Origin of the sequence: Pseudomonas sp. SMN5 (assembly GCF_052041925.1) — a bacterium.
Classification (GTDB): Bacteria; Pseudomonadota; Gammaproteobacteria; order Pseudomonadales; family Pseudomonadaceae; genus Aquipseudomonas.
The window spans coordinates 249,325-270,836 of sequence record NZ_JBKGGX010000002.1 but is presented as its reverse complement, the minus strand read 5'-3'; the positions used below and the strand labels follow the sequence as shown (position 1 = coordinate 270,836).

13 protein-coding genes are annotated in these 21,512 nt (G+C 60.3%); 7 read left to right on the top strand and 6 right to left on the bottom strand.

What is annotated here, in order from left to right:
• Window positions 1-7: 7 nt before the first annotated feature.
• A complete protein-coding gene (locus ACLEJR_RS02875) occupies window positions 8-4,699 on the bottom strand; it encodes a hypothetical protein (protein ID WP_440795659.1) in 4,692 nt (1,563 codons plus the stop codon).
• Window positions 4,700-4,988: 289 nt separating this feature from the next.
• Here ACLEJR_RS02875 and ACLEJR_RS02870 point away from each other — a divergent pair, with 289 nt between their 5' ends.
• Both ACLEJR_RS02870 and ACLEJR_RS02865 read left to right on the top strand, forming a co-directional pair.
• Window positions 4,989-7,448 carry an EAL domain-containing protein gene (locus ACLEJR_RS02870; RefSeq protein WP_440795658.1) on the top strand — a complete coding sequence of 820 codons (2,460 nt, stop codon included), beginning with the start codon at window positions 4,989-4,991 and terminating at the stop codon, window positions 7,446-7,448.
• Between the two features lie 79 nt (window positions 7,449-7,527).
• Window positions 7,528-8,298, top strand: coding sequence for a TenA family transcriptional regulator (locus ACLEJR_RS02865; RefSeq protein WP_440795656.1), 771 nt, complete (start codon window positions 7,528-7,530; stop codon window positions 8,296-8,298).
• 341 nt (window positions 8,299-8,639) lie between these two features.
• Here ACLEJR_RS02865 and ACLEJR_RS02860 read toward each other — a convergent pair whose 3' ends face one another.
• From ACLEJR_RS02860 to ACLEJR_RS02840, 5 genes are all read right to left on the bottom strand, one after another.
• Window positions 8,640-9,566 (bottom strand): GGDEF domain-containing protein, encoded by a 927-nt coding sequence (locus ACLEJR_RS02860; RefSeq protein WP_440795654.1) that lies wholly within the window; start codon window positions 9,564-9,566, stop codon window positions 8,640-8,642.
• A gap of 353 nt (window positions 9,567-9,919) precedes the next feature.
• Window positions 9,920-10,660, bottom strand: coding sequence for a YciK family oxidoreductase (locus ACLEJR_RS02855; protein ID WP_440795652.1), 741 nt, complete (start codon window positions 10,658-10,660; stop codon window positions 9,920-9,922).
• Between the two features lie 193 nt (window positions 10,661-10,853).
• The gene (gene mupP / locus ACLEJR_RS02850; RefSeq protein WP_440795650.1) at window positions 10,854-11,525 is read right to left on the bottom strand and encodes an N-acetylmuramic acid 6-phosphate phosphatase MupP; all 672 of its coding nucleotides are present in this window, start codon (window positions 11,523-11,525) and stop codon (window positions 10,854-10,856) included.
• Between the two features lie 4 nt (window positions 11,526-11,529).
• Complete coding sequence (gene ubiG / locus ACLEJR_RS02845; RefSeq protein WP_440795648.1) at window positions 11,530-12,228, bottom strand: bifunctional 2-polyprenyl-6-hydroxyphenol methylase/3-demethylubiquinol 3-O-methyltransferase UbiG; 699 nt, start codon at window positions 12,226-12,228, stop codon at window positions 11,530-11,532.
• 60 nt (window positions 12,229-12,288) lie between these two features.
• The gene (locus tag ACLEJR_RS02840) at window positions 12,289-13,620 is read right to left on the bottom strand and encodes a TRZ/ATZ family hydrolase (protein ID WP_440795646.1); all 1,332 of its coding nucleotides are present in this window, start codon (window positions 13,618-13,620) and stop codon (window positions 12,289-12,291) included.
• Between the two features lie 106 nt (window positions 13,621-13,726).
• On the opposite strand from ACLEJR_RS02840, the gene mtnA reads away from it, so the two are divergent.
• The 5 genes from mtnA (at window position 13,727) to hisC (ending at window position 21,505) form a co-directional block, all read left to right on the top strand.
• Complete coding sequence (mtnA, locus tag ACLEJR_RS02835; protein WP_440795644.1) at window positions 13,727-14,803, top strand: S-methyl-5-thioribose-1-phosphate isomerase; 1,077 nt, start codon at window positions 13,727-13,729, stop codon at window positions 14,801-14,803.
• A 443-nt stretch (window positions 14,804-15,246) separates the two neighbouring features.
• Window positions 15,247-17,913: a DNA gyrase subunit A gene (gene gyrA, locus ACLEJR_RS02830; RefSeq protein WP_440812031.1), complete on the top strand. Its 2,667-nt coding sequence runs from the start codon at window positions 15,247-15,249 to the stop codon at window positions 17,911-17,913.
• Window positions 17,914-18,199: 286 nt separating this feature from the next.
• Complete coding sequence (gene serC, locus ACLEJR_RS02825) at window positions 18,200-19,285, top strand: 3-phosphoserine/phosphohydroxythreonine transaminase (protein ID WP_440795641.1); 1,086 nt, start codon at window positions 18,200-18,202, stop codon at window positions 19,283-19,285.
• Entirely contained in the window at window positions 19,285-20,379 is a 1,095-nt protein-coding gene (pheA, locus tag ACLEJR_RS02820; RefSeq protein ID WP_024778725.1) for a prephenate dehydratase, read from the top strand. Before serC ends, pheA begins: the two co-directional genes overlap by 1 nt.
• Before the next feature lie 13 nt (window positions 20,380-20,392).
• Window positions 20,393-21,505: a histidinol-phosphate transaminase gene (hisC, locus tag ACLEJR_RS02815; protein ID WP_440812028.1), complete on the top strand. Its 1,113-nt coding sequence runs from the start codon at window positions 20,393-20,395 to the stop codon at window positions 21,503-21,505.
• Window positions 21,506-21,512 lie beyond the last annotated feature (7 nt).

The window sequence follows — 21,512 nt, the reverse complement described above, 5'->3', positions numbered from 1 at the left end:
CGCAGGTTCAGTCCGAGTCGGTAGAGGTGCTCATCTCTTCGGCCGGACGCTTGCGTCGTTGTCCCCAGATGACGTTCAGCGCATCGGCCCCGCGCTCATGGCCGAACTCCTTCATGACAATCGAACAGGATTCGCAGGGCGGCAAGGTGGTCGCCACGGTGATTGACTTAATGTCTTCGGGGCCCGGATATTTTTCACTGAGGTAGCCAATCAACTTGCTTTCACTGTCCCCGGAAGTGATCCGACTCAATCTGTCCGAGCTGCCAGGAGCATCCATGAGGTGGGGGATAGCCAGCAGTTTGCCGTCGGGACTCAGGCTAAGGGCGGCCGGGTCGATAGGGTTCCTGAGCCCATCGACATTGAAGTAAGTGACATCACCCACTGTGATCTCGGTCAGTCCGCTATTGGACTTGAACAGTGGCAGATGCCGGGTGTAGTCCTCGATGCCGGAGACACTGACATAAATTTCCTTGTGCCCCGACGTGGTGGTAACGCTGGCGAACGCAATGTTCTTCTGATTCTGGGTCGGGAGGATCTTTTGCAGCTCCAGCATGGCGTCATGGATAGTGACTGTTCGAACGGTCGATTGCGCGGAAGCGCCGCCGGAAGGAGTTGTAAAGAGCGCATTGAAAATGTCCGCTGTTGACGTTTGCAGTGCTTCGGGCGCCTGCCTGGAGGGCTTCCATACGGCGGCGCCGTTGGGCAAGTCAGAGACAATCATGCGGGTTCTGCGATCAAACAACACGGCTTCTGCGGGGTAGGTATTGACCTTCACCCACTTCATGTTCGAAGGCGGGTGGTCCGGTGCGCCGATAGGGATTGAAATTTCATCAATCTTGTCCAGCGCCAGTTCGACCTGCTCTCTTCCGTAAATCCTCGCGGCGTTGTTTGCATTCAGTGAGCCGATGTACACCCGATGCAGTTCCTCACCCACAGAGCCTGGCACCAGGTCGTCGGGCCCCAGTTTCTTCAGAGTAAGCGGGGACTCGATGCTGTCCGTAGAGGACAGTTTCGTCATGTAGTAGTCGTCGAAATTCAATCGCGTGAAAACGTACGTATATTTTTCATCGATGGAGCGGATGATAAGCGCGCCCGTCTCGTGTATATCGTCGATTTTTTCTGCTGTGCCGGTGACTTTGATTCCTCCATACAGACCGGTCTGGAACTCCACTGTCGCGCAGATCGTTTCCCTGGGGATGGGAATTTTGCTCTTCAGGCCAATCCATTCGGGTCGTCCTTTGTAGGTGTTGAGCTTACCGTCCTTGAGCTCATAGATCTTTCCTTCAAACGCCAACAGGGCACGCTCGTCGGCAGTTTTCGGCACGGAAGGATAGAGCGTCGTATCGCCAAACCAGGGGGCCCAGCTCAGTTCGGTTTCAAACTCCCCGGCAGGCGGTCGTTCGGCCGGCTTGCCTGGCAATACATATTTTGTCTTGCACACCTCACCGGGTGCGCGGCGTACCCGGCATGGGCGCTTCTGGAGTATTTCACTGGCATCCAGGTGGCTGGCGCGGCGCAGGACTCCCTTGTTCAACCGGTAAGGAACATCATCCAGATAAAGCGTGCGGTTGCCATCGACTTCCAGCCGTTCGCGCACGCGCGTTGTTTCAGGTACTTCGACGATGACTTCGGTGTCGGTCGTGGCCCGCGAGTTGTAGTAGGAGCGTCCTAACGACAATTCGTCCGAGTCGTCGGTCAATGATGGGCCGTAGGGTCTGGACGATAGCGGGTCGATCAGGCGGTAGTCGGTTCTATCCGAGGAGCCGATATTGCGTACCGGAACATCATCAACCCCTCGTACTGTACTGAGTTGGTCATTTGGCAGCAGAGGCCGCCATCGTCCTGGATCAGTGACCTGGCTCGTGCCCTTTACAAAGTCATAGTGTCCCGCTCTGCCGGTCAAGGTCTTGAGATTCAGATAACCGCTCTTACCGAGCCGGTACGCGCTTTGGCTACCGGCACGCAGCAAGCCTGGAATGCCATCGAGGGGGTTCAGAGTGGCATTGAGCAAGGTGCCCGTGAGTTTCGCGAAGGCGGGAAGTGTTTCGCGGATGGTCCATTTGCCTACTGTGTTGACCAGCTTCAATGAGCCTGAGGCGAACTTTCCGATGGGAAGGACGAAGGAGGCCAAATCAATGAAAAGACCAAACGCACCCCTGGCCAGTCGCTCACGACTTCCTGAACTCAGGTCTTCGATGCTGCTCCAGAAAGGCACGACCGTCTTCGCCACTTCGAGGACTTTCTTGCGATTGGCTTCTTCACGATCGAATTCGGTCTCCCCATAACAGCTATCGCGCAGTGCTTTCTCATCCAGGAACAGCAGGTGCTGGGCGATGTGCCGCGTGATTCTTTGGGTGGTCTTCGATTCCAATGTATACGGCAGGGCGTTGATATCGTTGCTATCAACCGGTTCAAGTGTGTCGCCCAGTTGATCCATGATGGCGAGGCATTCTGCGTCAGCGCGCGGAGCGGTTCCTTTCTCATGGGCATCCCAGTCGAACGGGAGGCTTTTATGACCTGCCACGGTCACGGTCACGGACGAACCGTGACTGATTCTCCACCTTTCTGTCTTTGGTTCTGCGCCAATATGCTGGGGAGTGACATCTGTTCGGCATCGAATGATTCCCGCCTTGGGCAGGAGTTCAAAGTAGGACGTTTCATTGTCCCGGGTCGCTGAGAGGATGAAACCATTACGCGCCCGCAGGGAAAGCGTGTCGTCTTGTGTTTCGTTCGCCGCCTCAATACCCGTAGTTGCTTTTCTTAACGTATAGATCTTGACCGACCCATATTCCAAGCGGTGGCGACCAGCCAAGGGAAGGGAAGCGAGTAGATGAGTGATCAGCGTTCTATAGGCGCTCCTGATCCAATTGATGTGGATCTTGAAGTGAGTCGTGAACGTCTGCTCGATATCTGGCAATGTTCTGCGCTCAGGAGGGATAGCAAATAGCTCCGGCCACGACAGATTCGTCTGTACGGTTCGATCACCGTCGATTTTCAACCAGAGATCGGTTGGAGATTTTCCATCCGGGCCAGTAAAGAACCATTTCCTTTCATAGAGCTGCCCGGAGGCATAGACATCCACAAACGAATAGGCGTCAGGCACACGTTTACCAATGGGGGCCATGAGGCGTAACTGTGTACCGGTGTATGCAGCATCGGCTTCCTTGATCAGCTTTATACCGTCCGACACGAAACGGCCTTCACCAAAAAGCCGAGCCATTCTGAGTTTGGCAATGTTCAGTCTTTCGGGCGGGGGACTATCGAGCCAGCGGATGGCGCTGTTCAGGCTGTCGATTACAGCGTCGAGCTTCTGCGCGGCGTCCTGCATGTCTTGCGTCGTATAGTTGGCGTCGGCGTTGTAGGCAAGCACGCCATTTGTCACCGCCCATTCCTGCATCGGTTTCAGTCGGGTCAGCGTGATCAGCTTCAAATCTTCAGTCGTTGCTTCTGCGGCCTGCCTGATAGGGAGATCGACCAATTGTTGGAAATTCAGTCGTTGCAGCAACAGCGGATCAATGGCCTTGGCGAGATGGACCCCATGGACAAAATTCACCCAAACGGTGGAGCTTCGGTAGGGCAATTGCGGCGGTATATCGCGAACCTGGAACTCTGCCGGGAACAATGGTAGGAAAAGGCCTGCAATCAGAACGGATTCATTCGCGGACGCGGCGCGTTTTGTCGTGACCAGGTGGGCTTCGAACGCGGTCAGGATCTGCTGGTAGCTTTTCCCCCAATTGGACGACTTTTGCCAACGGTAGCCGGCGATGCCGTCCGGGTTGTCGGTTCCTGTCGAGGTGATCCACAGGCGAAGGGTCTTGATCAGCAACTGGTAGCGTATTTGCGGAGCGGTTTCTTCGCCGGCCTGGCCGCCGTACCAACCCAGAGCTTGCAGCAGTTTGTTTGCCAACGCCTGGGCTTTTGCAGATTGCAGGATCGTTTCGAGGTACATCGACGGTTTCGCGCGGACCGTTGTCGCTGACAGGTTGCCGATATCGACGGAGTCGAGGTAAGCCAGCAAGGACGTCTGCGATGGGGGGAGCAATTGGCCCACCGTACCGATGATCTGACTGTCGACCAAGGCCTGCGCGGCCGTTGGCTCTTGGCTCGGTTCGTCGAAATTTACGCCATGCCACAGTCCCAGCGAATGGCGAGCACGTTGCTCCTCCAATGCATCGATCGTGGCTTGGCGTTGTGCGGCGTCTTGCGGATCCCAAGGGGCGATCCCATAGAATCGGGTCATTCTGATCAGTGAGAACCGGCCGTCGAAGCGGATCTTTCCCGCCAGTCTCAGGACGGATTTTTCAATGCCTTTCAGTAACTCACTTAAAGCAGGCTTCTTGTCGAGTTCAAGCTGGACAATGTCCGGACCGTTCTTCTGGCGTGCCGAGTAAAAGACTCTGCCCTCTTTCAGCGTGACCGTCAGTGTGTCGTGTAACGCATTGAGCGTGCCGCACAGTGCCTGGTATGCCTTGTCTTCGATCAGCGCCTGTAATGCACGCTGCCCGATTTCATTTTCCAGGGCCATGGGTGAGTGAGGCTTGGGTGTAACCAGCTTGTCGACGAATCTGTCTGGGGATGTTTCATTGTTTCGCATCAATGCCAACAGCGCGTCGTATTCATCCAGCAGACCTTGGTGAACCTGGACATGGGATGGCCGTTGGTCAAGTAATGAAAGATCAGTAGTGGGTAAAGACTGCATAGTGACGTCCCTGATAACTAACGAAGCTCCAGTCGCTAAAAATGGCGAGGAGCGCAGAGGGCTCTTATTCGATCAGTCCAGGAGAATCAGGGGCGGTAGATATGTATGGACTTGCGGCAGGTTGTAACCTTTCTGGCGGTTTTCACTGTCAGCCACCGGTGGTGATTCAGGCATTCGGGCAGGCCCAACGCTAAATCCTGTATGACCTCTTGCGGGGAACTGCTGCTACTCCTAGTCTTGCTGGAATGATCGGTCTGATGGCTGGTCGACGAGCCTATACAGGGAACTCATGAATCAAGCGCGGACTCTCGGAACCCCCCGGTTGTTGGGCATCGTGTGGCCTTTTATCGCCGTCGTCCTGTTTCAGGCGCTGTTGGGAGGCGTCAGCCTTTATGTGTTGTCTGCGGTTCGCGGCTATGTAGCGGGGGAAAGTCTCTGGTCCAAGGGCCAGAAAGACGCCATCTATTACCTCAACCTCTATGCGGACAGTCGCGACGAGGTAATCTTTCGCAAGTATCAGCAAGCCATCGCCGTGCCCGAGGGCGGTCATGAACTGCGGGTAGCGCTGGACCGCGAGCCGCCGGACCTGGAAGCGGCCAGGGCCGGCATCCTCAAGGGTGGCAATCACCCGGACGACGTCGCCAGCCTGATCTGGCTGTACCTGAACTTTCGTCATTTCAGTTACCTGGAAGAAGCCATCGATCTTTGGACGGTGGGGGACGGTTACCTGATCGAACTGGATAATGTCGCCCAGGAGATGCACCGCAGTATTACCGCTGGCTCGGCTTCTCAAACCGACGTCCGCGGCTGGAAAGCGCGGATCTTTGCCATCAACGACTCCGTCACCCCGGCGGCCAAGGCGTTCAGTGATGCACTGGGGGAGGGGTCGCGCTTCATCTTGCGGCTGCTGCTGGTGACCAACTTTGCCACCGCCCTGGGTCTGATCGTCCTGGCGTTGTTGCGCACGCACAAATTACTGGCTCAGCGCCAGGTATTCGCCAATGCGCTGCAGTTGGAGAAAGAGCGGGCGCAGATTACCTTGCAATCCATCGGCGATGGGGTGATTACCACCGACGTCGAAGGCGCTATCGCCTACATGAACCCCGCCGCCGAGGCGATGACCCATTGGAAGGCCGAACACGCCACGGGGTTGCCCCTGGGGGCGCTGTTCAATCTGCTCGATGACAACGCACAGGCCGAAGGTCTGACCCTGATCGAGCACATCCTCAGCGGCCGCCTCAGTGGTGCCAGCGAGCATTCCAAGCTGATCCAGCGCCTGGACGGCAGCACCGTGTCGGTGACGTTGGTGGGGGCGCCGATCCGTCATGCCGGCAAGGTCAGTGGCGCGGTCCTGGTGCTGCACGACATGACCCAGGAGCGCCAGTACATCGCCAACCTGTCATGGCAGGCCACCCATGATGCCTTGACGGGCCTGGCCAACCGCCGGGAGTTCGAGTATCGCCTCGAGCAGGCCTTGCATAATCTCTCGCGCCAGGCCGGTCGGCATGCCTTGATGTTCCTCGACCTGGACCAGTTCAAGTTAGTCAACGACACCTGTGGTCATGCGGCGGGCGATGAGCTGTTGCGTCATATCTGCGCCTTGTTGCAGTCGGGGCTGCGGGAAAACGACACCCTGGCCCGGCTGGGCGGGGATGAGTTCGGTATCTTGCTGGAGAACTGTTCGCCCGAGGCGGCGGAAAAAATCGCCGAGGGACTGCGCCAGACCGTGCAGAACCTGCACTTTGTCTGGAAAGGCCGGCCATTCGTGACCACAGTGAGTATCGGCCTGGTGCACATCGCCCACGCGCCGACCACTCTGGAGGCCTCCCTGCGTGCCGCCGACATGGCCTGCTATATGGCCAAGGAGAAAGGCCGCAACCGGGTCCAGGTCTACCATGCCGACGATTCGGAACTGTCGCTGCGTTTTGGCGAGATGGCCTGGGTGCAGCGTTTGCACATGGCCCTGGAAGAAAACCGCTTCTGTCTTTATGCCCAGGAAATCGCTGCCTTGGGCCCGGGTGACCATGGCGGCGGGCATATCGAGATCCTGCTGCGCCTGCACGATGAAGCCGGGCGGATGATCTTGCCGGACAGCTTCATTCCCGCGGCGGAACGCTATGGCCTGATGACATCGCTCGATCGTTGGGTGGTGGAAAATGTATTCAGGATCATCCGCCAGTGCCTGGATGATTCGCCCCAAGGACCGATGGCGATGTGTGCGATCAATCTGTCAGGCACGACTATCGGAGATCAGGCGTTCCTCGACTTCCTGCGTAAACAGTTCGCGGCGTATTCGATTCCGCCGGAAATGATTTGTTTTGAAATTACCGAAACCAGCGCTATCGCGAATTTGGGCAGTGCGATCCGCTTTATCAATGAACTCAAGAGCTTGGGCTGTTACTTCTCGCTGGACGACTTTTGCGCCGGAATGTCTTCATTCGCTTACCTGAAACATTTACCTGTAGACTTCCTGAAGATCGATGGGAGTTTCGTAAAGGATATGCTGGACGACCCGATTAACCGTGCAATGGTCGAGGTGATCAATCACATCGGCCACGTCATGGGTAAGCGTACGATTGCCGAGTTTGTTGAAACCACCCAGATCGAGCAGGCATTGCTGGAGATCGGGGTGGATTATGCCCAAGGGTATGTGATCGAGCGTCCGCAATTGTTTACCTGTGACACATTGTCATGCAGGCCGGCCCGGCCCCAGCCGCTGTTATTCAAGGCCCCCGGCACGTTCCGCTGAAACTCTTGTTGGTCCGGAAAAAATCACAATCAAAAGGAGCCCGACAGTGATCGACACATTCAACCGAACAGGCCCGCTCATGGACGCCACAAGCTATCCGAAATGGGCCCAACAGCTCATTGCCGATTGCAGCGAGAGCAAGCGCCGGGTTGTCGAACACGAGCTGTATCAGCGCATGCGCGATAACAAGCTCAGCGCCAAGACCATGCGTCATTACCTCATTGGGGGATGGCCGGTCGTAGAACAGTTCGCTTTATACATGGCACAGAACCTCACCAAGACCCGCTTTGCCCGCCATCCTGGCGAGGACATGGCGCGTCGCTGGCTGATGCGCAACATCCGTGTCGAACTCAACCATGCCGACTACTGGGTCAATTGGAGCGCCGCCCACGGCGTGACCCTGGAGGAGCTGCAAGCCCAGCAGGTGCCGCCCGAGCTTCATGCCTTGAGCCACTGGTGTTGGCACACCAGCTCGTCGGATTCGCTGATCGTGGCCATCGCCGCGACCAACTACGCCATCGAGGGCGCGACCGGGGAGTGGTCGGCGTTGGTGTGCTCTACTGGCGTCTACGCGGCGGCCTTCCCTGAGGAAGAGCGCAAGCGGGCCATGAAATGGCTGAAGATGCATGCCCAATACGACGATGCTCATCCGTGGGAAGCCCTGGAGATCATCTGCACCCTGGGTGGCATGAATCCGAGCAAGGCCCTGCAAACCGAGCTGCGCCAGGCCGTGTGCAAGAGCTATGACTACATGTATCTGTTCCTGGAGCGGTGCATGCAGTTGGAACAAGCGGAGTCGGTGGGCAAGACCACCGCCAACCGCGAGCGCCTGGCGCTGGCCGGGAGCTGATTCGGTACGCTTGGAATAAGTAATCTGCTGTGGGAGTGAGTCAGCTTGCGAGGGGGTTGTGCAGTCAACGGGGAGGTTGACCGCCAGGCCCTCATCGCGAGCAGGCTCGCTCCCACAGTTGTTTCGAGAGATATGTTCGGCCACCCAACTCCTGTTGGAGCGGGCTTGCTCGCGAAAACGGTGGGGCTGCTTGCAAAGGTGCCGGATGTGCCGCCGCCTTCGCGGGCAAGCCCGCTCCCACATTGGGCCTGCGATAGACACTGATTTGCTCAGCGCCCCACGCCCCCTGTGGGGGCGAGCCTGCTCGCGATAGCCGTAGGCGGGCTTTTTGAGAATATCCCTCAGCCCGCCATTGCCAACCGATTGCGGCCTTCGCGCTTGGCTACGTACAGTGCACTGTCGGCCCGACGCAACAGGCTTTCCGCCGACTCACCCGGCAGCAGCGTTGCACACCCCAGGCTGACGGTCAGTTCAATCCTCGTGCCCGCGGCAAAGTAATCCTGGATTTGGGCGGCGTAGCGCAGGCGTTCGCCGATCAGGGCGGCGGCTTCCCGACTGGTGTTGGCAAGCAGGATCAGGAACTCTTCACCGCCGAACCGGAACACCATGTCCACGTTGCGCAGCTCAGTCTTGATCGACTCGGCTACCGCCCTGAGCACCTCGTCGCCGGCGCCATGCCCATGGCTGTCGTTGATCCGTTTGAAATGATCGATGTCGAGCATCAGCAGTGACAAGGGCTGCGAATGACGCCGGGCCATGTCGATCTCTCGTGCCAGGGTCTGGTCCATGGCAACTCGGTTACCGGTGCCGGTCAGCGGATCACGCAGGGCGCTTTGCGTGGCGGCGCGGTAGAGCAGGGCGTTGCGCAGCGGATACAACAACGCTGACATGGCGGCTTCGAGGTCGCTCTGCTCCGATTCGGCAAAGCGCTGGTTGCGGCGGAACACCAGTTCACCCAAGTCTTCGCCTTCATGGCGCAGGTTGTAGCAGAGAGTGTGATGCCCGCGTTGCCCGAATTCCAGGCGCAGATCACTGGTTTTGTGCTGGTAAGCCAACGCATCCAGGGGCACCAGGCGCTGAACCTCACGGAAAAACAGACCCAGGATGCGTTGTGGCTCCAGGCTGGTCTGTAACTGTTGGTTAAGTTGCTGGCGCAGCTGCGACAGACTGATCGGCCGCGCGACGAGCGGCGAGGCCTGGCCAAAGCCCAGGCGCTGCAACTTGGCGCTGTCGAAGTCGATCGCGTTGAACTGGGTGGGCGTTTTCATATGGCGTAAGCCCCTAAGCTGAATCTGTCCCGACAGGCAGGGTGTCGCGGCTTTGGGCTGCGCGTCTTACTGGTCCTTCAGTCCCTTAGGACAATGATTGAGTTTAGTCCGCTTCTTTGCAGGCGTAAGTGCTCGTCTCACCGTCCATTTCCCGCCGAACATGGCGTGTTTGAGGAAGGTTAGAGCGAAAGTCGTGCCATTCGGTTCAGTTGGACAGAAACTGCCGGCTAATCAAACGGTTGAGTTAAAAACCGGGCACCTTGCGTGCCAGTGTCTTGGCGGTTCGTCTGGCTGGGCACCCCGAACAGGGGGCGCTGGCGCGACGGTAAAATGTCGCGCACAGCCCGATGCCGTTACTGCGCGTTGAGCGCCTGGCCGTTGACGTCGGCGCTGTCCGGCCCCATGAGATACAGGTAGACCGGCATGATTTCTTCAGGGGTCGGATTGTTGAGCGGGTTTTCCCCTGGGTAGGCCTGGGCACGCATGCTGGTGCGCGTCGCGCCGGGATTGATGCTGTTGGCGCGCACGCGGGCAACGCTGTCGACTTCGTCTGCCAGAGTCTGCATGAGCCCTTCGGTGGCAAACTTGGACACGCCATAAGCGCCCCAATAAGCTCGGCCCTTACGTCCGACGCTGCTGGAGGTGAACACCACGGATGCGTCGCTGGACAACTTGAGCAGCGGCAGCAAAGTGCTGGTGAGCATGAACGTGGCATTGACGTTCACGTGCATTACCCGCATGAAGTTCTCACCGGACAATTGCTCCAACGGCGTGCGCGGGCCGATGATCGAGGCGTTGTGCAGCAGGCCGTCCAGATGACCGAATTCGGTTTCGATCATGGCCGCCAGTTCATCGTACTGATGGGGCAGGGCGGTTTCCAGGTTGAACGGAATCACCACCGGTTGTGGATGGCCAGCCGCTTCGATTTCATCGTAGACCTGGGTCAGGTTGGCTTCGGTCTTGCCCAGCAGCAGCACGGTAGCGCCATGGGCGGCATAGGTCTTGGCGGCAGCGGCGCCGATACCGCGACCGGCACCGGTGACCAGGATCACCCGGCCGTTGAGCAGATCGGGGCGGGCGGAATAATCAAACATAGAAAACCTCAACAGTTAAAGCGCACGGTAGCGATGGCTAGAGCGGTGATGGATTGCTGTGACGGTGGCGCTAGCTTTTGTGGCGAGGGAGCTTGCTCCCGCTCGATTGCGCAGCAATCGCAAAAAAGGGCCCGCTTCGCGGTCCAGCGGAAGCAAGCTCTCTCGCCACAACAGCAGTCGCACGTTCCTCAGCTCAGCAACTGCACAATGCGTTATCCAGCGCTTCGCGCAGTGCCGATGGATGATCGATCACCACATCCGCGCCCCAATGCCGGGGGTTGTCGTCCGGGTGGATATAGCCGTAGGTCACGGCGCAGGTCTTGGTCCCGGCGCTGCGGCCGGATTCGATGTCCCGCAGGTCGTCGCCCACGAACAGCACGCTGGCCGGGTCCAGGTCGAGCATCTTGCAGGCCAGGGTCAGGGGTTCGGGGTCCGGCTTGCTGTTTTTCACGTGGTCCGGGCAGATCAGCACTTTCGAGCGTTCGGCCAGGCCCAACTGCTGCATGATCGGTTCGGCGAAGCGCACCGGCTTGTTGGTGACCACCCCCCAGATCAGATTGGACGCCTCGATGTCCGCCAGCACCTCGGCCATGCCATCGAACAGATGGCTATGGACCGCGCAGCCCTTGAGGTAACGGCCGAGAAACTCCTGGCGCAGTTCCTCGAAGCCGGGCGATTCCGGGTCCATGGAAAACGTCACCGCGACCATCGCTCGGGCGCCGCCCGAAATCTCGTCGCGAATGTGCTGCGTGTTCATGGGCGGCAGGCCACGATCGGCACGCATGGCCTGGCAGATGGCGATGAAGTCCGGCGCGGTGTCCAGCAGCGTGCCGTCCATGTCGAAAAGAACTGCTTTGAGACGCATCGACTTACTCCTCGCGAAGGGTCTGGATCATGTAGTTGACGTCGACATCGGCGGCCAGCTTGTAATGCTTGGTCAGCGGGTTGTAGGTCAGGCCGATGATGTCCTTGACGGTCAGCCCGGCCATACGGCTCCAGGCGCCCAGCTCCGAAGGCCGGATGAATTTCTTGAAATCGTGGGTGCCGCGGGGCAACAGCTTCATGATGTATTCGGCGCCGATGATCGCGAACAGGTACGCCTTGGGGTTGCGGTTGATGGTGGAGAAAAACACCTGGCCGCCCGGCTTGACCATGCGGAAGCAGGCGCGGATGACCGACGACGGGTCCGGCACGTGTTCGAGCATTTCCAGGCAGGTGACCACGTCGAACTGGCCGGGCATTTCTTCGGCCAGGGCTTCGGCGGTGATCTGGCGGTACTCCACGCTGACACCCGATTCCAGTTGGTGCAATTGCGCAACGGCCAATGGCGCTTCGCCCATGTCGATGCCCATCACTGTCGCGCCGCGCAAGGCCATGGCTTCGCTGAGAATGCCGCCGCCGCAGCCGACGTCGAGCACTTTCTTGCCGGCCAGGTTGACACGCTCGTCAATCCAGTTGACCCGCAGCGGGTTGATGTCATGCAGTGGCTTGAACTCGCTTTCCCGGTCCCACCAGCGGTGGGCCAGGGCTTCGAACTTGGCGATTTCGGCGTGGTCGACGTTGCTCATGTGCAGATCCTCGAAAAACTTGGAAATTCAGTTGCCCCGAGCCGTGGCTCGAGGGGCGGGTTATTCGTTGCGGCCGCTGATACGGCGGCCCCAGGCCTGGGCCGTGGCGGTCAATTGCGTTTCGTCCTGGCGTGTCAGCCGGCCATCCTCGAGCAACGGCTTGCCGCCTACCCAAAGGTGTTTCACGCAGTCGCGGCCGCTGGCGTAAATCAGCTGTGACACCGGGTCGTAGACCGGCTGCTGCGCCAGCCCCGACAGATCGAAGGCCACCAGGTCGGCGGCTTTGCCGACTTCCAGCGAGCCGACCGTGGCTTCGATACCCAGGGCTCGGGCGCCATTGAGCGTGGCCATGCGCAGCGCCCGATGAGCGTCCAGGGCCGAGGCCGATCCCGCCACAGCCTTGGCCAGTAGGGCGGCGGTGCGGGTTTCACCCAGCAGGTCGAGGTCGTTGTTGCTCGCCGCGCCGTCGGTGCCGATCGCCACATTGACCCCGGCCTGCCATAGACGCTCCACCGGACAGAAACCGCTGGCCAGCTTGAGGTTCGATTCCGGGCAATGGATCACACTGCAGTTGCTTTCTACCAGCAAGGCCTGGTCTTCATCACTGATTTGCGTCATGTGCACCGCCTGGAAGCGCGGCCCCAGCAAGCCCAGTCGGCCCAGGCGCGCCATCGGTCGCTCACCGGTCTGGTCCACGGCCTGCTGCACTTCGAAGGCGGTTTCGTGGACATGCATGTGAATCGGGGCGTCCAGCTCCTCGGCGATCACGCGGATTTTCTCCAGGTTGCCATCGTCCACGGTGTACGGCGCATGCGGGCCGAATGCGACTTTGATCCGTGGATGATGCTTGAGGTCGCCGAACAACTCGATGCCCTGACGAATGGCTTCGTCAGCGTTGGCTGCACCTGGGATCGGAAAGTCGAGGATCGGGATCGCGATCTGCGCGCGTATACCGCTGTCGTGGACGCATTCGCTGGCGACCTTGGGGAAGAAATACATGTCAGAAAAACAGGTGATGCCGCCCTTGATCTGCTCGGCGATCGCCAGGTCGGTGCCGTCGCGCACGAATGTCTCGTCGACCCATTTGGCCTCGGCCGGCCAGATGTGCTGTTCGAGCCAGGTCATCAAGGGCAGGTCGTCGGCCAGCCCGCGGAACAGGGTCATTGCAGCATGCCCATGGGCGTTGACCAGGCCCGGGCTGAGCAGCATGCCGGGCAGTTCGCGGACCTGGGCTGCGTCACACTTGAGGGCTTCGGCCCGTGGGCCGATGAACACGATGCAACCGTCACGGACGCCCAGGCCATGATCCTTGAGCACGACACCGGCGGGTTCGACAGGCACCAACCAGGTCGGCAGCAATAATAAGTCGAGCGCAACGGCAGGCTTGGGCATCGTGGAAGGGTTCCATGGGGTATAAAGGATGGCGAAGTATACCCGAGCGTCTTCCCGGAGGGCTCGCTATAATCGGCGGCTTTTGTTCATGAGTGCGGAGTGAAGGATGCGCGACCGACTGTTGGCTGCGGAGAAAGTGAAAGCCATCGATTGGCGGGACGGCACCCTGTACCTGCTGGATCGGCGCGTGTTGCCGTTCGAGCAGAACTGGATCGCCTGCACCAGCGCGGCCGATGTGGCCGAGGCGATTCGCTCCCGGGCAGTGCGCGGCGCGCCGGCCGTGGGCATCAGTGCGGCCTATGCCGTGGTGCTGGCGGCGCGCGCCCGAGCCGCACAGGGCGATGACTGGCAAACGGCGCTGGAAGCCGACTTTACGCTATTGGCCGACGCCCGGCCGACGGCTGCGAACCTGGCCTGGGTACTGGAGCGGATGCGCGACCGCATCGGGCGCTTGAAAGAACATGTCGAGCCGCTGACAGTGCTTGAAGCCGAAGCCATCGCGATCCATGAAAGCGATCGCGAAGCCAACCTGACCATGGCCCAGCTCGGCGTCGACCTGATCCGCAAGCATCAGGGCAACGCCCAGGCCATCCTGACCCACGGCAACACCGGCGCGCTGGTCACCGGTGGCTTCGGTACGGCCCTGGGGGTCATTCGCGGTGCGTTCAGCGAAGGCATGGTCGAGCGCGTCTATGCCGACGAAACCCGACCGGGACTGCAAGGCTCGCGCCTGACTGCGTGGGAGCTCGCCGGCGAGGGCATTCCAGTGACCCTCAACGCTGACGCTGCGGCGGCCCACATCATGAAAACCAAGGGGGTGACCTGGGTTATCGTCGGTGCTGATCGCATTGCGGCCAACGGCGACGTGGTCAACCGGATCGGTACGTATCAACTGGCGGTCTGTGCCATGCACCACGGCGTGCGCTTCATGGTCGTGGCGCCGAGTGCCACCTTCGACCTGGACCTGGCCAGCGGCGAAGACCTGGCAATCACGGAGCGCGACGGGCGCGAACTGCTCAAGGTGGGCGGCCAGTCCCTGGACGCGGACGTAGAGGCCTTCGATCCGGTGTTCGACGTCACCCCGGCGGACCTGATCGATGTCATCGTCACCGAGAAGGGCATCATCGAGCGTCCTGATACGGCGAAGATTGCTCAATTGATGTGCCGCAAGCGGCTGCATTGAGGCAGCTGGCGTCAGATATATCGCAATCGCGAGCAGGCTCGCTCCCACATCGGGCGATGGTGCGCACGAAATTTCACGCACATGCAGCGCGCTGTGGAAGCGTGCCTGCTCGCGATGAGGCCCTTACAGGCAACAAATCACCGGAATTTACCCCCGGATTCTGCACCCGCAACCCCTCTAAGCCCCTCTGACCGCATATCAGCCTGTCACCGGTCAACTAACTACGCACCATGCGCATCTGGGGGATAGGTGCGTGGCGGCTCTTGTGATAACATCCGGCGGTTTCCAGGGCTGCCTCGCGAGGTGGCCTTTACTGCGCAGATCCATGGCATAACTCGTTGATTTGTCGTAAGTCGCTGCACGGCACCTGTCCTGCAGCGGCGAGCTTCGTTCGTCCTGTCTGGATGTGCGAGGTTTCACCAGAAAAAGGAATCAGGCTTCTCATGGGCGAACTGGCCAAAGAAATCCTCCCGGTCAATATCGAAGACGAGCTGAAACAGTCCTACCTCGACTACGCGATGAGCGTGATCGTCGGGCGAGCGCTGCCCGATGCGCGCGATGGCTTGAAGCCCGTGCACCGGCGCGTGCTGTTCGCGATGAGCGAGCTGGGCAACGACTTCAACAAGCCGTACAAGAAATCCGCCCGTGTCGTCGGTGACGTGATCGGTAAGTATCACCCCCACGGCGACACTGCCGTGTACGACACCATCGTTCGGATGGCGCAGCCGTTCTCGCTGCGCTACCTGCTGGTAGACGGCCAGGGCAACTTCGGTTCGGTAGACGGCGACAACGCCGCGGCCATGCGATACACCGAAGTGCGCATGACCAAGCTGGCCCACGAGTTGCTGGCCGACCTGCACAAGGAAACCGTGGACTGGGTGCCGAACTACGACGGCACCGAAATGATCCCGGCGGTCATGCCGACCCGTATTCCCAATCTGCTGGTCAACGGTTCCAGCGGTATCGCCGTCGGCATGGCGACCAACATCCCGCCGCACAACCTCGGTGAAGTCATCGACGGTTGCCTGGCCCTCATCGACAATCCCGAGCTGACCGTCGATGAGCTGATGCAGTACATCCCCGGCCCGGACTTCCCGACCGCCGCGATCATCAACGGTCGCGCCGGCATCATCGAAGCCTACCGCACCGGCCGTGGCCGCATTTACATGCGTGCGCGTTCGACCGTGGAAGACATCGACAAAGTCGGTGGTCGCCAGCAGATCGTCATCACCGAACTCCCTTACCAGTTGAACAAGGCTCGTCTGATCGAAAAGATCGCCGAGCTGGTAAAAGAGAAGAAGCTCGAAGGCATCACCGAACTGCGCGACGAGTCCGACAAGGACGGCATGCGCGTGGTGATCGAGCTGCGTCGTGGCGAGGTGCCTGAGGTGATCCTCAACAACCTCTATGCCCAGACCCAGCTGCAAAGCGTGTTCGGCATCAACATCGTGGCGTTGATCGACGGTCGTCCGCGGATCCTGAACCTCAAGGACCTGCTGGAAGCCTTCGTTCGTCACCGTCGCGAAGTCGTCACTCGCCGCACCGTGTTCGAGCTGCGCAAGGCCCGTGAGCGGGGTCATATCCTCGAAGGCCAGGCCGTTGCCCTGTCGAACATCGACCCGGTGATTGCCCTGATCAAGGCCTCGCCAACCCCGTCGGAAGCCAAGGAAGCACTGGTCAGCACGCCTTGGGAGTCCAGTGCGGTGATGACCATGGTCGAGCGCGCCGGCGCCGACTCGTGCCGTCCTGAGAACCTCGATCCACAATACGGGCTGCGTGATGGCAAGTATTTCCTGTCCCCGGAACAGGCCCAGGCCATCCTGGAACTGCGCCTGCACCGCCTGACCGGCCTGGAGCACGAGAAGCTGCTGGCCGAGTACCAGGAGATCCTCAACCAGATCGGCGAGCTGATCCGTATCCTCAACAGCGCCACTCGCTTGATGGAAGTGATCCGCGAAGAGCTGGAAGTGATCCGCGCCGAGTATGGCGACGTGCGTCGCACCGAGATCCTCGATGCGCGCCTGGACCTGACCCTGGGTGACATGATCCCGGAAGAAGACCGCGTGGTGACCATTTCCCACGGCGGCTACGCCAAGACCCAGCCGCTTGCCGCCTACCAGGCCCAGCGTCGCGGCGGCAAGGGCAAGTCGGCGACCGGCGTCAAGGACGAGGACTACATCGCCCACTTGCTGGTCGCCAACAGCCATACCACGCTGTTGCTGTTCTCCAGCAAGGGCAAGGTGTACTGGCTCAAGACCTACGAGATCCCCGAGGCGTCCCGTGCTGCCCGTGGTCGTCCGCTGGTCAACCTGCTGCCGCTGGACGACGGTGAGTACATCACTACCATGTTGCCGGTGGAGGAATACACCGAAGGTCACTACATCTTCATGGCCACCGCCAACGGCACCGTGAAGAAAACCCCGCTGGAATCCTTCAGCCGCCAGCGCAGCGTGGGCCTGATCGCCCTGGAGCTGGACGAAGGCGACGTGCTGATTTCCGCTGCCATCACCGACGGCGAGCGTGAAGTCATGCTGTTCTCCGACGGTGGCAAGGTGACTCGCTTCAAGGAATCCGACGTTCGCGCCATGGGCCGTACCGCTCGCGGTGTGCGTGGCATGCGCCTGCCAGAAGGGCAGAAGCTGATTTCCATGCTGATCCCCGAAGAAGGCAGCCAGATCCTTACCGCATCCGAGCGTGGCTACGGTAAGCGCACCGCCATCAGTGAGTTCCCGGAGTACAAGCGTGGCGGCCAGGGCGTGATCGCCATGGTCAGCAACGAGCGTAACGGCCGTCTGGTTGGCGCCGTTCAGGTGCTTGATGGCGAGGAGATCATGCTGATTTCCGATCAGGGCACACTGGTGCGTACGCGGGTCGACGAGGTGTCGAGCCTGGGCCGTAACACCCAGGGTGTGACGCTGATCAAGCTGGCCAGCGATGAAACGCTGGTAGGGCTGGAGCGGGTCCAGGAACCGTCGGAAGTCGAAGGCGGGGAGCTGGAGGGCGAAGAAGGGGAGGCATTCGACGGTACCCTCGGTGCCGGTGCGGACGACCTAGCCGGCGACGAGCCTTCGCTCGACGCTGCCGCAGACGAAGAAGAACCGCAGGCGTAAGCGGACACGCAGGGGGGCGGATGAAGATTCGCCCCCTTGTTGTTTGTCCCTTTTGAAAATTTGCGACACTGCACCTTCCCTTATGTGGGAGCCAATACTGCTCATCTGAGGGGGGCTGAATCATTGTGGCGAGGGAGCTTGCTCCCGCTGGGCTGTGTAGCAGCCTTTTGTGAGCGCTTCGCACTCAAGCGGGAGCAAGCTCCCTCGCCACGGATTCAGTTCTTCCCTTGGGGCAGTGGTGTTGAATGAAGATTTATGTGACCACCAGATCAGAGCGAGATTGGATGTGAGCAAGAGAGCCTATAACTTCTGTGCCGGCCCGGCGGCGCTTCCTGAAGCGGTCTTGAAGCGTGCCCAGGGTGAACTTCTCGACTGGCAGGGCAAGGGCCTGTCCGTGATGGAAATGAGCCATCGCAGCGACGAGTTCGTGTCCATCGCCACCAAGGCCGAGCAGGACCTGCGTGATCTGCTGAACATCCCGTCCGACTACAAGGTGCTGTTCCTGCAGGGCGGCGCCAGCCAGCAGTTTGCCCAGGTTCCGCTGAACCTGCTGCCGGAAAACGGCCACGCCGACTACATCGACACCGGCATCTGGTCGCAGAAAGCCATCGAGGAAGCCTCGCGCTACGGTCGCGTCAATGTGGCCGGCACTGCCAAGCCCTATGACTATTTCGCCATTCCCGGCCAGAACGAATGGAACCTGTCCAAGGACGCGGCCTACGTTCACTACGCACCGAACGAAACCATCGGCGGCCTGGAATTCAACTGGATCCCGGAAACCGGCGACGTACCGCTGGTGGCCGACATGTCCTCGGACATTCTCTCGCGCCCTGTGGATATCTCCCGTTTCGGCATGATCTATGCCGGTGCACAGAAGAACATCGGCCCGAGCGGCATCCTGGTCAGCATCATCCGTGAAGACCTGCTGGGGCGTGCCCGTTCGCTGTGCCCGACCATGCTCAACTACAAGGTCGCGGCCGATAACGGCTCGATGTACAACACCCCGCCGACTCTGGCCTGGTACCTGTCGGGCCTGGTGTTCGAATGGCTCAAGGAGCAAGGCGGCGTCGAGGCCATCGGCAAGCTCAACGAAGTGAAGCAGCGCACGCTGTATGACTTCATCGATGCCAGCGGCCTCTACAGCAACCCGATCAACAAGGCCGACCGTTCCTGGATGAACGTACCGTTCCGCCTGGCCGACGACCGTCTGGACAAGCCATTCCTGGCCGGTGCTGACGAGCGCGGGCTGCTGAACCTCAAGGGCCACCGTTCGGTCGGCGGCATGCGCGCCTCCATCTACAATGCCGTGGACATCAATGCGGTCAACGCGCTGATTGCCTACATGGCAGAGTTCGAGAAGGAACATGGCTGATGTCTGAGCAAGAACTCAAGGCGCTGCGCCTGCGCATCGACGCCCTGGACGAAAAGGTTCTGGAACTGATCAGCGAGCGCGCGCGCTGCGCCCAGGAAGTTGCGCGGGTGAAGATGGCCTCCCTGGCCGAGGGCGAAGTGCCGGTCTTCTATCGTCCCGAGCGCGAGGCGCAGGTGCTCAAACGCGTCATGGAGCGCAACAAGGGCCCGCTGAGCAACGAAGAGATGGCGCGGTTGTTCCGCGAGGTCATGTCCTCGTGCCTGGCCCTTGAGCAGCCACTGAAAGTCGCTTACCTGGGGCCCGAGGGTACCTTTACCCAGGCTGCCGCCATGAAGCACTTCGGTCACGCCGTGATCAGTAAGCCGATGGCGGCCATCGACGAAGTCTTCCGCGAAGTGGCGGCAGGCGCGGTGAATTTTGGCGTCGTGCCGGTGGAAAACTCCACCGAAGGCGCGGTCAACCACACGTTGGACAGCTTCCTCGAGCACGACATGGTGATCTGTGGCGAAGTCGAGCTGCGGATCCACCATCACCTGCTCGTGGGCGAAAACACCAAGACCGACAGCATCAGCCGGATCTATTCCCATGCCCAGTCCCTGGCCCAGTGCCGCAAGTGGCTGGACGCGCATTACCCGAATGTCGAGCGCGTGGCGGTATCGAGCAACGCCGAGGCGGCCAAGCGGGTCAAGGGCGAGTGGAACTCGGCCGCGATTGCCGGCGACATGGCGGCCGGTCTCTACGGACTGACGCGCCTGGCCGAAAAAATCGAGGACCGTCCGGACAATTCCACGCGGTTCCTGATGATCGGCAACCAGGAAGTGCCGCCGACCGGCGACGACAAGACCTCGATCATCGTTTCCATGAGCAACAAGCCTGGCGCGCTGCATGAATTGCTGGTGCCGTTTCACGACAACGGTATCGACCTGACCCGGATCGAGACGCGTCCGTCGCGCAGCGGTAAGTGGACCTACGTGTTCTTCATCGATTTCGTCGGCCACCACCGCGATCCGCTGGTCAAGGGGGTGTTGGAGAAAATCAGTCAGGAAGCCGTGGCACTCAAGGTGCTGGGTTCCTACCCCAAGGCAGTTCTTTAAGGGCGGATAGCAAATGAGTGGCAATTTCCTCGCCCTGGCACAGCCAGGCGTACAACAACTCTCGCCCTACGTTCCGGGCAAGCCGGTGGACGAACTGGCACGAGAACTGGACCTGGACCCGGCGAGCATCGTCAAGCTGGCGAGCAACGAAAACCCATTGGGCGCGAGCCCCAAGGCGCTGGAAGCGATTCGCGATGCCGTGGCCGAGCTGACCCGCTATCCCGACGGCAACGGCTTTGCCTTGAAAAGCCTGCTGGCCGAGCGCTGTGGTGTCGAGTTGAACCAGGTGACGTTGGGCAATGGCTCCAACGATATCCTTGAGCTGGTGGCGCGTGCCTACCTGGCGCCGGGTCTCAACGCCGTGTTCAGCGAGCATGCGTTCGCGGTCTATCCGATCGCCACTCAGGCCGTCGGCGCCGACGCCCATGTAGTCCCGGCCAGGGACTGGGGACATGATCTGCCGGCCATGCTCGCCGCCATCGATGCCAACACCCGTGTGGTGTTCATCGCCAACCCGAACAACCCGACCGGCACCTGGTTCGACGCCCAGGCTCTGGACGACTTCCTGCAGGATGTGCCCGAGCACGTGCTGGTGGTGTTGGACGAGGCCTATATCGAGTACGCCGAGGGCAGCGACTTGCCTGACGGTCTGGATTTCCTCGCGGCCTATCCGAACCTGCTGGTCTCGCGCACCTTCTCCAAGGCCTATGGCCTGGCGTCGCTGCGGGTCGGCTACGGCCTGTCCACGCCGGTGGTGGCTGACGTGCTGAACCGCGTACGTCAGCCATTCAACGTCAACAGCCTGGCCCTGGCCGCAGCCTGTGCCGCGTTGCAGGATGACGCCTACCTGGCCGAAAGCCGGCGCTTGAACGAGGCGGGCATGCAGCAACTGGAAGCCGGATTCCGTGAGCTGGGCCTGGGTTGGATTCCATCCAAAGGCAATTTCATCTGCGTCGACCTCGGCCGTGTCGCGGCACCGGTTTTCCAGGGCTTGCTGCGTGAAGGGGTGATCGTGCGTCCGGTGGCCAACTACGGCATGCCGAATCACCTGCGCATCACCATTGGCTTGCCGGCGGAAAACAGCCGTTTCCTTGGGGCGTTGAGCAAGGTCCTGGCACGTGGTTGATGTCACT

What these genes read in the sequence shown, in the direction of transcription:
- ACLEJR_RS02875 (WP_440795659.1), bottom strand. Translation starts at nt 4,699, where the DNA reads ATGCAGTCTTTACCCACTACTGATCTTTCATTACTTGACCAACGGCCA.
- ACLEJR_RS02870 (WP_440795658.1), top strand. Translation starts at nt 4,989, where the DNA reads ATGAATCAAGCGCGGACTCTCGGAACCCCCCGGTTGTTGGGCATCGTG.
- ACLEJR_RS02865 (WP_440795656.1), top strand. Translation starts at nt 7,528, where the DNA reads ATGGACGCCACAAGCTATCCGAAATGGGCCCAACAGCTCATTGCCGAT.
- ACLEJR_RS02860 (WP_440795654.1), bottom strand. Translation starts at nt 9,566, where the DNA reads ATGAAAACGCCCACCCAGTTCAACGCGATCGACTTCGACAGCGCCAAG.
- ACLEJR_RS02855 (WP_440795652.1), bottom strand. Translation starts at nt 10,660, where the DNA reads ATGTTTGATTATTCCGCCCGCCCCGATCTGCTCAACGGCCGGGTGATC.
- mupP (WP_440795650.1), bottom strand. Translation starts at nt 11,525, where the DNA reads ATGCGTCTCAAAGCAGTTCTTTTCGACATGGACGGCACGCTGCTGGAC.
- ubiG (WP_440795648.1), bottom strand. Translation starts at nt 12,228, where the DNA reads ATGAGCAACGTCGACCACGCCGAAATCGCCAAGTTCGAAGCCCTGGCC.
- ACLEJR_RS02840 (WP_440795646.1), bottom strand. Translation starts at nt 13,620, where the DNA reads ATGCCCAAGCCTGCCGTTGCGCTCGACTTATTATTGCTGCCGACCTGG.
- mtnA (WP_440795644.1), top strand. Translation starts at nt 13,727, where the DNA reads ATGCGCGACCGACTGTTGGCTGCGGAGAAAGTGAAAGCCATCGATTGG.
- gyrA (WP_440812031.1), top strand. Translation starts at nt 15,247, where the DNA reads ATGGGCGAACTGGCCAAAGAAATCCTCCCGGTCAATATCGAAGACGAG.
- pheA (WP_024778725.1), top strand. Translation starts at nt 19,285, where the DNA reads ATGTCTGAGCAAGAACTCAAGGCGCTGCGCCTGCGCATCGACGCCCTG.
- hisC (WP_440812028.1), top strand. Translation starts at nt 20,393, where the DNA reads ATGAGTGGCAATTTCCTCGCCCTGGCACAGCCAGGCGTACAACAACTC.